Raw genomic sequence first — 13,659 nt, 5'->3', positions numbered from 1 at the left:
CATCCTGCGGGGCCGCTGGCGGGCCGGCAGGGCAGGCACATATTTCCGGCCTCCGGCCGGAGCCGCACACTTTTGACCACTACCAACCGAACAGGACAGGACTGATGGCTGACGCACCCTCGGGAAACGCTGACAACAAGACCGCGGAAGCATTCCTGCAGGGTGGATCCCTGCGCCACGCCCCCGGGCCGTACTTCGGCAACTACGGCGGGCGATGGATGCCTGAGTCGCTCATCGCTGCCCTGGACGAACTCGAAGAGACCTTCAACAAGGCCAAGGACGATCCCGAATTCCGGGCGCAGATCGCCGACCTGAACAAGAACTACTCAGGCCGTCCGTCCCTGCTCACGGAAGCCAAGCGGTTCTCCCAGCACGCCGGGGGAGTAAGGGTGTTCCTCAAGCGCGAGGACCTGAACCACACGGGCTCGCACAAGATCAACAACGTCCTGGGCCAGGCACTGCTCGCCAAGCGCATGGGCAAAACCCGCATCATCGCCGAAACCGGCGCCGGCCAGCACGGCGTGGCCAGTGCCACCGCTGCCGCCCTCATGGGCCTGGAGTGCGTGGTGTACATGGGGGCCGAGGACTGCCGCCGCCAGGCCCTGAACGTTGCCCGGATGGAGCTGCTGGGGGCCAAGGTCATTCCCGTGACCAGCGGGTCCCAGACCCTCAAGGACGCCATCAACGATGCCCTCCGTGACTGGGTAGCCAACGTTTCCACCACCCACTACCTCCTGGGCACCGCCGCCGGAGCCCACCCGTTCCCCGCCATGGTCCGCTACTTCCACGAAGTCATCGGCGAGGAGGCCCGCGCCCAGATCCTCGAGCAGGAGGGCCGGCTCCCGGACGCGGTCTGCGCCTGCATCGGCGGCGGCTCCAACGCCATCGGCATTTTCCACGGGTTCCTGGACGATCCCAGCGTGAAGATCTACGGGTTCGAGGCCGGCGGCGACGGCGTGGAGACCGGCCGTCACGCAGCCACCATCACCCTGGGCAAGCCCGGTGTCCTGCATGGCGCACGCTCCTACCTGATGCAGGACGACGACGGGCAGACCATCGAGTCGCACTCCATCTCCGCCGGACTCGACTACCCGGGCGTCGGCCCGGAGCACTCCTACCTGGCCGACATCGGACGCGTCAGCTACGAGCCCATCACGGACGGTGAAGCGATGGAAGCCTTCCGTCTCCTCTGCCGCACCGAAGGCATTATCCCGGCCATAGAGTCCTCGCACGCGCTGGCAGGAGCCATCAAGGTGGGCCAGCGGCTCGCCGCCGAAGACCCGGCCTCCGCCGGCGACAAGATCGTGATCGTCAACCTGTCCGGACGCGGCGACAAGGACGTGGCCACCGCCGCGGAATGGTTTGACCTGTTGGACAAGAATTCCGCCGAATCCGAAATCGGCAAAGAGGGGGAGCAGCTGTGAACAGCGCAGACATCGCCAGCCAGGCAGGAACCACCAGCAAGTCGGCAGCAGCCATCGACAGGGCGCGCGCCCAGGGGCGCTCGGCCCTCATCGGTTACCTCCCCGCCGGCTACCCCACCGTTGAGGACACCATTGCCGCGGGCATTGCCCTCGCGGAGAACGGTGCCGACCTGATCGAAATCGGCATCCCCTACTCCGACCCCGTCATGGACGGCCAGGTCATCCAGGCCGCCACCACCGAGGCCCTGGCCAAGGGCTTCCACGTCAGCCAGGTGTTCGACGTCGTTGCCGGTATTACCAGCAAGACCGATGCTGCCGTCCTGGTCATGACCTACTGGAACCCTGTGGTCCGCATGGGCGTGGATGAATTCTCCCGGCGCCTCTCCGAGGCCGGCGGCGCCGGCCTGATCACGCCGGACCTGATCCCGGACGAGGCCGCCGAATGGATGGCAGCCTCTGACAAGTACGGGCTGGACCGGGTATTCCTGGTGGCTCCGTCCTCCACGGCGGAGCGCATGCAGCGGACCGTGGACGCGAGCCGCGGCTTCGTCTACGCCGTGTCCATCATGGGCGTCACAGGTGCCCGGACATCCGTCAGCACGGCCGCCAAGGATGTTGTGGCAGCCGCACACGGAGCCGGCGCAGAACGCGTCTGCGTGGGCCTCGGCGTCTCCACCGCTGACCAGGTCCGCGAAATCGCCGCCTACGCCGAAGGCGTCATCGTGGGCACCGCCCTGGTGGCAGCGCTTCGGGACGGGGGAGTGGACGCCGTCGGCGCCCTCACCAAGGACCTCGCCACCGGCCTGGCCCGGGAATCCGGCCTTTCGCGGGAATCCAGGGCGTAGCCGTGCAGCCGCTCCTTCAGGCAACCGCCCTGTCACCCACGTTGGTGTCCGCCAGCATCCCCAGCCCGGACTGGTCCGGCTTCGACATCCCCCTCCCCTGGGGCAGCCTGCGGATCCACGCCTATGCGCTGTGCATCCTGGCCGGCATTGTGGTGGGCCTGTGGCTGACGTCAGTCCGCTGGGCCAAACGCGGCGCCCCTGAAGGCAGCGTCTGGGACATCGTCATCTGGGCCATTCCCTTCGGCATCATCGGGGGCCGGCTCTACCACGTGGTCTCGTCCCCGGACGCTTACTTCGGCCCCGGCTTCAACGGCACCGGAGACCTCTCCCTGATCCCCCAGATCCAGCGCGGCGGGCTGGGAATCTGGGGCGCCGTCGTCCTCGGTGCCGTGGGTGCGTGGATTGGCTGCCGGCGCAGCGGCGTGAAGCTGAGCGCCTTCGTCGATGCCGCGGCGCCGGGACTGCTCCTGGCCCAGGCCATCGGCCGGTGGGGCAACTACTTCAACCAGGAACTCTTCGGTGGGCCCACCACCCTGCCGTGGGGCCTGCAGATCGACGCCAACAACCCCAACTTTCCCGCCGGAATGCCGGCCGACACCCTTTTCCACCCGACATTCCTCTACGAGTCGCTGTGGAACCTGGCCGGCGTGGTGATCCTGCTGGCCCTGGACCGCCGGTTCAGTTTCCGGCGGAGCAGGCTTTTCTGGCTGTACGCCATGTACTACACGCTGGGCCGCGTCTGGATCGAAGCGATGCGGATCGACGACGCCGAGCAGATCAGCATCCTGGGCATCACCACCCGGCTCAATGTCTGGACCAGCATCTTCGTGTTCCTGGCAGCCCTGGCGTTCTTCGTTATCCTGGGGCTCAAGGGGCGCCCGGATCCGGACACGGTGTATCTCGCGGGCCATGAACCGGACCAGCCGGTCACGGCCGGCCCACATTCTGAGACCGTCACAGAGGTCCGGGATCCGGACAATGTTGTCTCAGATAGTGATTCGCGTGGTAATCTCCCTGATAACCACAGCGGTTCCAGGCATGCTTCCGACCCCACGGAAGAAGCCGCGGCGGCGCCGGCCGGCTCAAAGCCCGGAACGGATGCAACGGCTGCCGGACATTCCGGCAGCACAGCCACGGGATCCGCGTCGGAGGCCGGCACCGGAAAGTAGGGTGCCGTCCAGGCAGGGCAGTAGAGCCACCGCTCGAAGAGCCCGAAACCACAATGTCGTGGCATGGGGCACCGTCCGGACAGCGTGAAGCTGCTGTCCGGTGTTGCCCCGGGCAGGTGCCTGCGTAACCGTTAGTTCAGCAGGCTGCGCTGACCTACAATTTCCAGTAATCAACACTTTGTTGTGCCCTTGCAACGGCGCCGACGAGTGGGGCCAACGGTGTCCCTTCCATACGCACGATCAGGAGGAAGGACGTCTCCCATGACCCAAACTCTTAACACTCCCAGCTGGTCCGGACCGGATCAGCCTGAGGTTGCAGTGTCGCCGTTCAAGCGCTTCGCAGCCATGCCGGAGGCCGCCGGGCTGTACAACCCGGAACAGGAGAAGGACGCCTGCGGACTCGCCATTATTGCGACGCTCCGCGGCGAACCCGGGTACGACATCGTCGATGCCGCCTTGACCGCGCTGCGCAACCTTGAGCACCGCGGCGCCGTGGGCGCCGACGAGGGAACCGGCGACGGCGCGGGGCTGCTCATGCAGATCCCCGACGAGTTCTTCCGGGCCGTCACCGAGTTCGAGCTGCCGGCTCCTGGCCAGTACGTGGCCGGTACCGCGTTCCTTCCTGCCGAGCAGCGGGAGGCCGACGCCGCCAAGGCAGGCATTGAAAGCCTGGCCGCCGACGAAGGCCTGAAGGTCCTCGGCTGGCGTGAAGTGCCGGTGGTTGCCGACCTGGTAGGCGCCATGGCCCGTGCGTGCATGCCGTACTTCTCCCAGCCCTTCCTGGCTTCCGCCAACGGCGAGGAACTGGACCGCAACGAGCTGGACTCCCGCGCCTGGCGGATCCGCAAGCGCGCCCAGAACAAGTTCGGCGTGTACTTCCCGTCGCTGTCCTCCCGCACCATTGTGTACAAGGGCATGCTCACCACCGCGCAGCTGGAGCCGTTCTACCCGGACCTGTCCGACAAGCGGTTCAAGACCAAGCTCGCGATCGTGCACTCGCGCTTCTCCACCAACACCTTCCCGTCCTGGCCGCTCGCGCAGCCGTTCCGGACCATCGCCCACAACGGTGAAATCAACACCGTCAAGGGCAACCGGAACTGGATGCGCGCCCGCCAGTCGCAGCTTGCAAACCCGCTGCTGGGTGACTCGCCGGAAGAGCTGTACCCCATCTGCACCCCCGGCGCCTCCGACTCCGCATCCTTCGACGAGGTGGCGGAGCTGCTGTGGCTCTCCGGCCGCCCCATCACACACTCGATCATGATGATGATCCCGGAGGCCTGGGAAAACCACGCCACGATGGATCCGGCCCGCCGTGCCTTCTACGAGTACCACTCGCTGCTGATGGAACCCTGGGACGGCCCCGCCGCCGTCTCCTTCACCGACGGCAACCTGGTTGGCGCCACCCTGGACCGCAACGGGCTGCGTCCCGGCCGCTTCTGGATTACCGAGGACGGACTGATCGTCTTCGCCTCCGAGGTGGGCGTGATCGACGTCGAACCCTCCAAGGTGGTCAAGAAGGGCCGCGTGTCTCCGGGCAAGATGTTCCTGGTGGACACCGATGCCGGCCGCATCATCGACGACGAAGAGGTCAAGGCTGAAGTTGCTGCGGCCAACCCGTGGGCCGAGTGGGTCAAGGACAACCTGATCGACCTCAACGACCTGCCCGAGCGTGAGCACGTGGTCCACACCGCCGCGTCCGTGAACATCCGCCAGCGCACCTTCGGCTACACCACCGAGGAACTGAAGATCCTGCTGGGCCCCATGGCCCGGACCGGCGCCGAGCCCCTCGGCGCCATGGGTTCAGATACCCCCGTTGCCGTGCTGTCCAAGCGTCCGCGCCTGCTGTTCGACTACTTCGTGCAGTCCTTCGCGCAGGTCACCAACCCGCCGCTGGATGCCATCCGCGAGGAGCTTGTCACCTCGCTGACCTGCGCCATCGGACCCAACGGCAACCTCCTGGACACCAAGCAGGTCCGCCAGCCGCAGGTCCAGCTGCCGTTCCCGGTGATCAACAACGACCAGCTCGCCAAGATCGCCAACATCGAGGACGCCGACGGCAACCGCGTTGCCATGAAGGTCCGCGGCCTGTACCGCCCCGAAGGCGGCGAGAACGCGCTCCGCGCCCGGCTCACGGAAATCTGCGAGCAGGTCTCCGGCGCCATCAACCGCGGCGTGCAGTACATCGTGCTCTCCGACCGTGACTCCAACGCCCAGTGGGCGCCGATCCCGTCGCTGCTGCTGGTCAGCGCCGTGCACCACCACCTGCTGCGCAGCGCCAACCGCACCAAGACCGCCCTGGTGGTCGAGGCCGGCGACGTCCGCGAGACGCACCATGTTGCAGTCCTGATCGGCTATGGCGCCTCCGCCGTCAACCCGTACCTCGCCATGGAATCCGTGGAGCAGCTCATCGCGGCCGGGGACGTCACCGGCGTGACCCCGCAGGACGGCGTCTACAACCTCATCAAGGGCCTGGGCAAGGGCGTCCTGAAGATCATGTCCAAGATGGGCATCTCCACGGTGGCCTCCTACACCGGCGCCCAGACGTTCGAGGCACTGGGCCTGGGCCAGGACCTGGTGGACGAATTCTTCGCCGGCACGCACTCCCAGCTGGGCGGCGTGGGCCTGGACGTCATCGCCGCGGAGGTCTCCGCCCGCCACCAGATGGCCTACCCCGAGGGCGGCATCGAACAGCCGCACCGCCCGCTCCTGGGCGGCGGCGAGTACCAGTGGCGCCGCGACGGCGAGCCGCACCTGTTCAACCCGGAGACCGTCTTCCGGCTGCAGCACGCCACGCGTGAACGCCGCTACGACATCTTCAAGGCGTACACCAGGGGAGTGGACGACCAGTCCACCAACCTCATGACCCTCCGCGGCCTGCTCAAGTTCAAGAACGAGCGCCCGTCCGTTCCCCTTGAGGAAGTGGAGCCTGTCTCCAGCATCGTGAAGCGGTTCTCAACCGGTGCTATGAGCTACGGCTCCATCTCCCAGGAGGCCCACGAGACGCTGGCCATCGCCATGAACCAGCTGGGCGGCAAGTCCAACACCGGTGAGGGCGGCGAGGATGTGGACCGCCTGCTGGACCCGAAGCGCCGCTCCGCTGTCAAGCAGATCGCGTCCGGCCGCTTCGGCGTGACCAGCCTCTACCTGACCAACGCCGACGACATCCAGATCAAGATGGCGCAGGGTGCCAAGCCCGGCGAAGGCGGCCAGCTGATGGCGCAGAAGGTCTACCCGTGGGTGGCCCGCACGCGGCACTCGACCCCGGGGGTCGGCCTGATTTCCCCGCCCCCGCACCACGACATCTACTCGATCGAGGACCTGGCGCAGCTCATCTACGATGCCAAGCGCGCCAACCCCTCGGCGAGGGTGCACGTGAAGCTTGTCTCCGAAGTGGGGATCGGCACCGTGGCGTCCGGCGTGACCAAGGCCAAGGCCGACGTCGTACTGGTCTCCGGACACGACGGCGGCACCGGCGCCTCGCCGCTGAATTCGCTCAAGCATGCCGGTGTTCCGTGGGAGCTCGGCCTGGCCGAAACCCAGCAGACGCTGATGCTCAATGGCCTGCGCGACCGCGTGGTGGTCCAGGTGGACGGCCAGCTCAAGACCGGCCGCGACGTTGTCATCGCCGCCCTGCTGGGCGGTGAGGAGTTCGGTTTCGCCACCGCCCCGCTGGTGGTGGAAGGCTGCATCATGATGCGCGTCTGCCACCTGGACACCTGCCCGGTGGGCGTCGCCACACAGAACCCCGAACTGCGGGCCCGCTTCAGCGGCAAGCCGGAGTTCGTGGTCAACTTCTTCGAGTTCCTGGCCGAGGAAGTCCGCGAAATCCTGGCTGAGCTTGGGTTCCGGAGCCTTGAGGAGGCCATCGGCCACGCCGAGGTCCTGGACACCCGCGACGCGGTGGACCACTGGAAGGCCGACGGCCTGGACCTGGACCCGATCCTGCATGGCCTGGAGTTCGACGACGACGCGCCGCTGCGGAACATGACCGGCCAGAACCACGAGCTGGACAAGCACTTTGACCAACGCCTGATCACCATGGCCACCGAGGCGCTGACGGACCGTAGCCCGGTCAAGATCACCGTGGACGTCATCAACACCGACCGCTCGGTGGGCACCATGCTGGGCCACGTGGTTACCAAGACCTTTGGTACCGACGTCCTGGCCACCGACACCATCGACGTGACGCTCAACGGCACCGCCGGCCAGTCCCTGGGCGCCTTCCTGCCTGCGGGCATTACGCTGCGGCTGTACGGCGACTCGAACGACTACGTGGGCAAGGGCCTGTCCGGCGGCCGGATCATCGTCCGCCCGGACCGCACCAATGTGTTCAATGCGGAGACCAACGTCATCGCCGGCAACGTGATCGGCTACGGCGCCACCAGCGGCGAGATGTTCCTGCGCGGCCAGGTGGGCGAACGCTTCCTGGTCCGCAACTCCGGTGCCACCGCCGTCGTCGAAGGCATCGGCGACCACGGCTGCGAGTACATGACCGGCGGCCAGACGCTGATCATCGGCCGCACCGGCCGCAACTTCGGTGCGGGCATGTCCGGCGGAACCGCCTACGTCCTGGACCTGCGGACCACCCGCGTCAACAAGCAGGCGCTGGAGTCCGGCGAGCTGCAGCTGCGCGAGCTGGACTCGGAGGACCGCGACATCGTCCACAACCTGCTGGTCAAGCACGTGGAAGAAACTGACTCCCAGCTGGCGGCACGCCTCCTCGAGAACTTCGATGACACCGCTGCCCGCATCACCAAGGTGCTGCCGCGCGATTACGCGGCCGTGCTGCAAACCCGTCTCGACGCCATCGAAGAGGGCCTTGACCCCGACGGCGAAGAAGTATGGTCTCGAATCCTGGAGGTTACCGGTGGCTGATCCACGCGGATTTCTGAAAGTACGCCAGCGTGAAACCCAGCCGCGCCGTCCCGTTCCCGTCCGCATCATGGACTGGAAAGAGGTCTACGAGGCGCAGGAAAAGGGCACGCTGAAGGCCCAGGCCGGACGCTGCATGGACTGTGGTGTTCCGTTCTGCCACCAGGGCTGCCCCTTGGGAAACCTTATTCCCGAGTGGAACGACCTCATGTGGCGGGACAAGGGCGATGAAGCAATCGAGCGCCTGCACGCCACGAACAACTTCCCCGAGTTCACGGGCCGGCTCTGCCCGGCACCCTGCGAGGCGTCCTGCGTGCTGGGAATCAACCAGCCCGCCGTCACCATCAAGCAGGTGGAGGTTTCGATCATTGACGAGGCCTGGGACAACGGCTGGGTCAACCCGCTGCCGCCGGCGCGCCTCACCGGCAAGACTATTGCGGTGGTCGGCTCCGGTCCTGCCGGCCTGGCCGTCGCCCAGCAGCTCACCCGCGTGGGCCACACCGTTGCCGTCTACGAGCGGGACGACAAGATCGGCGGCCTGCTGCGGTACGGCATCCCCGACTTCAAGATGGAAAAGGAGCAGGTGGACCGCCGGGTCGAGCAGATGAAGGCGGAAGGCACCCGCTTCCGGACCGGCGTGTCCGTGGGGACGGACGTCACCTGGGAGCAGCTGCGCAGGCGCTACGACGCCGTCGTGGTCTGCACGGGTGCCACCGTGCCACGGGACCTGCCCATCCCGGGCCGCGACCTGGACGGCGTCCACTTCGCCATGGATTATCTGGTGCCCGCCAACCGCGCGGTGGCCGGGGAAACCATCGAGAACCAGATCAACGCCCACGGCAAGCACGTGGTGATCCTGGGTGGCGGCGATACCGGTGCCGACTGCCTGGGCACAGCGCACAGGCATGGCGCCGCGTCCGTGACTACGCTGGCGATTGGCAAGCAGCCCCCGGCTGAGCGGGCCAGCCACCAGCCGTGGCCGACGTTCCCGACCCTGTTCGAGGTTGCCAGTGCCCACGAGGAAGGCGGCGAACGCACCTACCTCGCCTCCACCGTCGAGTTCGTGGGCGAAAACGGCAGGCTTACCGGGGTGAAGGTGGCCGAGACCGAGTTCGTGGATGGCAAGCGGCTCCCCAAGGCCGGCACCGAGCGGATCATTCCCGCCGACCTGGTGTTCCTGTCCCTCGGCTTCACCGGCGCTGAACCGGCCGGAATCACCGAGCAGGTAAGCGCTGAATTCGACGGCCGCGGAAACGTGGCGCGCGATGGCTACTACATGACCAACACCGAAGGTGTGTTCGTTGCCGGTGACGCCGGCCGCGGGCAGTCCCTGATCGTGTGGGCCATCGCCGAGGGCCGCGCCGCCGCGGCCGCGGTGGACAAGTACCTGATGGGAAGCACCATCCTTCCTGCGCCTGTAGCGCCAACGGACCGCGCCATCGCCGTCCTCTGACCGCTGTCCCGGGGGATGCATCGAGGGTTCACCTCGCAGACAACTTAACCAATGCAAGAGACCAATAGGGTAGGTATATGAGACGCGCAAAAATTGTGGCTACGTTCGGCCCGGCAATTGCCAGCTACGAAAACACCCTCGCGGTGCTGGAAGCCGGCGTTGACGTCGCCCGCATGAACATGAGCCACGGTGACTACACCGTGCATGACAACACCTACGAGAACGTCCGCAAGGCCGCGTCCGACCTGAGCAAGGCAGTGGCTATCATGGCCGACCTGCAGGGCCCCAAGATCCGCCTGGGCCGCTTCGTTGACGGCCCGCACGCCCTCGCTGTTGGTGACATCTTCACCATCACCACCGAGGACGTTCCGGGTACGAAGGACATCTGCTCCACCACACTGAAGAGCCTCACCGAGGACGTCAATGTGGGCGACGCCCTGCTGATCGACGACGGCAAGGTGGCACTTCGCGCCATCGAGGTTGACGACGTCAAGGTGGTCGCCGAGGTCACCGTCGGCGGCATGGTGTCCAACAACAAGGGCATCAACCTCCCCGGCGTGGCAGTCAACGTCCCCGCGCTGAGCGAAAAAGACGAGGACGACCTCCGCTGGGCCATCCGCCGCGGCGTTGACCTGGTGGCGCTGTCATTCGTCCGGGATGCCTCGGACATCACCCGCGTGCACGAGATCATGGACGAGGAAGGCCGCCGCGTGCCGGTCATCGCCAAGATCGAAAAGCCGCAGGCCGTGGAGCAGCTGCCCGAGATCATCGACGCGTTCGACGCCATCATGGTGGCGCGTGGCGACCTCGGTGTGGAACTGCCGCTGGAGGAAGTGCCGATCGTCCAGAAGCGCGCCGTGGAGCTGGCACGCCGCTGGGCCAAGCCGGTCATCGTGGCCACCCAGGTCCTGGAGTCCATGATCGACAACCCCCGCCCGACCCGTGCAGAGGCATCCGACTGCGCCAATGCCGTGCTGGACGGTGCTGACGCCGTGATGCTTTCGGGTGAGACCAGCGTGGGCAAGTACCCCATCGAGACGGTCAAGACCATGGCCCGGATCATCGAGTCCACCGAGGTCCATGGCCTGGAGCGCGTTCCTCCGCTGGGGACGAAGCCCAAGACGCGTGGTGGCGCCATCACGCGTGCCGCCGTCGAAATTGCCGACCAGCTGGATGCCAAGTACATCTGTACCTTCACCCAGTCCGGTGACTCGGCCCGGCGCCTTTCCCGGCTGCGGCCCATCAAGGCCGTGTTTGCCTTCACCCCGGTGGAGCACGTGTGGAACCAGTTGGCACTGACCTGGGGCATCCAGCCGGTGCTGGTCCCCATGGTGGGGCACACCGACGAGATGACGTCCCAGGTTGACCGCAGCCTGCTGGAAATGGATCTGGTGGACGACGGCGACCTGGTGGTAATTGCCGCCGGTTCCCCTCCCGGAAAAGCCGGCTCCACGAACATGCTGAAGGTCCACAAGGTGGGCGACCTCGCCGACGCAGGCAGCCAGGGCGGCGAGCCCGGCAGCAACCGTGAGAAGCTCGGCCCCTGGCCGGAAAAGAAGAAGAAGAACCAGGCCACCCAGGCCTAGGCTTCAACGAAAAGGACCCCTGCCGGTTGGCAGGGGTCCTTTTCGTTGTGCTGGCCGTTTGGTGACCGTTCGAGCCTTGGGGCCGGGCCGTCGTCGTACTATCCCGGCCCGGCCGGGGCCTAGTTGACCTGGTTGATGATGGTTTCGGCGACCTCGCGCATGCTGAGGCGGCGGTCCATGGAAGTCTTCTGGATCCAGCGGAACGCTTCCGGTTCCGTCAGGCCCATCTTGGTGGTCAGCAGGCTCTTGGCTCGTTCGACGAGCTTCCGGGTGGCGAACTGCTCCTGGAGGTCGGAAACTTCGCTTTCGAGGGCCTTGATTTCCTCGTGGCGGGAGAGTGCGATCTCGAGGGCCGGGATGAGGTCAGCGGGTGTGAAGGGCTTGACCACGTAAGCCATGGCGCCGGCGTCGCGGGCACGCTCCACCAGTTCCTTCTGGCTGAAGGCGGTCAGCAGCACCACGGGGGCGATGCGGGCCTTGACGATCTTCTCGGCCGCGGAAATGCCGTCCATGACGGGCATCTTCACGTCCATCAGGACCAGGTCCGGCTTCAGTTCCTCGGCGAGCTGGACGGCCTTCTCGCCGTTGTCCGCCTCGCCCACGACGTCATAGCCTTCACCGCGCAGGATCTCGATGATGTCGAGGCGGATGAGGGTTTCATCCTCTGCCACAATGACGCGGCGCGCCGGCTGGGACGTGGGCTTGGACTCCGTCTGTTCAGTCACGGGATCTCCTTGAAAAGGTACGGCGGGACATCACTATCTTAGGTGCCACCGCGGCTGTACTTGGCTTGCAGGGTTCGTTTGCGGCGACGGCGGCGCGATTCTGGAATTCAGCCTATCTGCATGTAGAGTAATTCCGCGTACGTGAAGCGATCGCGTTGCTCACAGTCAGCTGTGGGCGTACTTTCGGTTCATGTAATCCGCGCCCGAGTGGCGGAATTGGCAGACGCGCCGCACTCAAAATGCGGTATCGAAAGGTGTGTGGGTTCGAGTCCCACCTCGGGCACAGCGTTTCCGCAGGTCAAGGGCCTGTTGAAGGAATGTGCGTGTACAAAATCCGCCGAAGTGTGTACACGAGCGTACCGTTTTGTGTGTGGCCAGCATCAGTACTCGCACCAAAAAGGACGGTTCGAAGTCCTACATGGTTCGCTGGCGGGACAAGAAGTCCAAGACCGCCCAAGGCCTTACCGTAGCCACTCTTACCGAGGCGGAAACCCTTAAGCGGCTGTTGGACGCCAACGGCCAGTCCTTTGAGATCGCTCAGCACGCCATCCTGACGAATGAGAAACGTCCGCCCACTGTGGCGGAAGTCATCCAGGAACACATCGACCTGCTAGTCCGCCCATCGAGCGGAACGGTCAAGACGTACCAGACCATGCTGGACCTCCACATCCGGCCAGTCATCGGTCATGTTCCCGTGGACAAGCTCGACTACCGCGTCATCGCGCACTGGGTGAAGTCCATGATGGCTAAGGGCAAGGCACCCAAGACAATCCACAACATCCATGGTCTGATATCGGCTGCGATGAACACCGCCGAGATGCTCGGCTACATCGGCCGCAATCCCTGCCGCGGGGTGCAGTTGCCGAACATTGAGAAGGCTGAAGATGAGGCCATGTTCCTGACTCATGCCGAGTACAGACTCATCATGGAGGGGATGGGGGAGAGGTACAGGGCCTTCACGGACTTCTTGGTCATGACCGGTACGCGCTTTGGAGAAGCGACAGCCTTGACCGTGGCGGATGTAGACCTGCTTTCCAAACCACCTACTGCCCGGATCAACAAGGCTTGGAAGCGGGATGGTCAAAATCAGTTCTATGTTGGCGCGACCAAGACCGGAGCTGGCAAGAGGACCATAGGGCTGAACCCGGCGTTGGTGGAGCTGTTGATCCCGCTCGTGGCAAGCAGGCCAGGAAAGGAACTGGTGTTCACGACGCCCACGGGCGGCCGGATCGTCCACAAGCTCTACTGGGCTGACTACTGGGTGCCTGCCGTTCGCACGGCCCAGGCAATCGGCTTGACCAAAAGCCCGCGAATCCACGACCTGCGCCACACGCACGCGTCCTGGCTGATCCAGGACGGCGTCCCCCTGTTCACTATCTCGCGCCGGCTCGGGCACGCTTCCACGAAGACCACGGAGCAGGTTTACGGGCACTTGATGCCTGAGGCATTGCAGGTGGGTGCCGACGCCACTGAGCGGTCCGTGACGGCTTTCCAGCGGCTGTAGCGAGCCTTAAGGGAGTCGGCGCCGGCGACTACGGATCTCGGTCATGTTGGCGAGTCCTGCCGGGTGCATGAACTGGGAAAC

Annotated in this window: 8 protein-coding genes and 1 tRNA gene; 8 read left to right on the top strand and 1 reads right to left on the bottom strand. The window is 65.6% G+C overall.

Going from position 1 to position 13,659, the window contains the following annotated elements; all coding sequences use genetic code 11:
* Window positions 1–104: 104 nt before the first annotated feature.
* From trpB to pyk, 6 genes are all read left to right on the top strand, one after another.
* On the top strand, window positions 105–1,424 hold the full coding sequence (gene trpB / locus NIBR502771_RS17040) for a tryptophan synthase subunit beta (RefSeq protein WP_141160739.1): 1,320 nt from the start codon (window positions 105–107) through the stop codon (window positions 1,422–1,424).
* A complete protein-coding gene (gene trpA / locus NIBR502771_RS17035) occupies window positions 1,421–2,269 on the top strand; it encodes a tryptophan synthase subunit alpha (RefSeq protein ID WP_141160738.1) in 849 nt (282 codons plus the stop codon). The genes trpB and trpA overlap by 4 nt, the downstream gene beginning before the upstream one ends.
* A gap of 2 nt (window positions 2,270–2,271) precedes the next feature.
* Window positions 2,272–3,438: a prolipoprotein diacylglyceryl transferase gene (gene lgt / locus NIBR502771_RS17030; RefSeq protein ID WP_141160737.1), complete on the top strand. Its 1,167-nt coding sequence runs from the start codon at window positions 2,272–2,274 to the stop codon at window positions 3,436–3,438.
* Between the two features lie 261 nt (window positions 3,439–3,699).
* Window positions 3,700–8,313, top strand: coding sequence for a glutamate synthase large subunit (gene gltB / locus NIBR502771_RS17025; protein ID WP_141160736.1), 4,614 nt, complete (start codon window positions 3,700–3,702; stop codon window positions 8,311–8,313).
* The gene (locus NIBR502771_RS17020) at window positions 8,306–9,763 is read left to right on the top strand and encodes a glutamate synthase subunit beta (RefSeq protein WP_141160735.1); all 1,458 of its coding nucleotides are present in this window, start codon (window positions 8,306–8,308) and stop codon (window positions 9,761–9,763) included. The genes gltB and NIBR502771_RS17020 overlap by 8 nt, the downstream gene beginning before the upstream one ends.
* 77 nt (window positions 9,764–9,840) lie before the next feature.
* Window positions 9,841–11,349: a pyruvate kinase gene (gene pyk, locus NIBR502771_RS17015; protein WP_141160734.1), complete on the top strand. Its 1,509-nt coding sequence runs from the start codon at window positions 9,841–9,843 to the stop codon at window positions 11,347–11,349.
* A gap of 119 nt (window positions 11,350–11,468) precedes the next feature.
* On the opposite strand, the gene NIBR502771_RS17010 is transcribed toward pyk, so the two are convergent.
* A complete protein-coding gene (locus tag NIBR502771_RS17010) occupies window positions 11,469–12,074 on the bottom strand; it encodes an ANTAR domain-containing response regulator (RefSeq protein ID WP_009358190.1) in 606 nt (201 codons plus the stop codon).
* 201 nt (window positions 12,075–12,275) lie between these two features.
* Between NIBR502771_RS17010 and NIBR502771_RS17005 the strand changes: the two genes are divergently transcribed.
* A tRNA-Leu gene (locus NIBR502771_RS17005) sits at window positions 12,276–12,357 on the top strand.
* An 87-nt stretch (window positions 12,358–12,444) separates the two neighbouring features.
* Window positions 12,445–13,578, top strand: coding sequence for a site-specific integrase (locus NIBR502771_RS17000; protein WP_109864059.1), 1,134 nt, complete (start codon window positions 12,445–12,447; stop codon window positions 13,576–13,578).
* The last annotated feature ends 81 nt before the right edge of the window (window positions 13,579–13,659 follow it).

It is taken from the genome of Pseudarthrobacter sp. NIBRBAC000502771 (assembly GCF_006517215.1).
GTDB lineage: Bacteria > Actinomycetota > Actinomycetes > Actinomycetales > Micrococcaceae > Arthrobacter > Arthrobacter niigatensis.
Note: the sequence above shows the minus strand (reverse complement) of the source record. Positions and strands in the feature narration are given on the sequence as shown.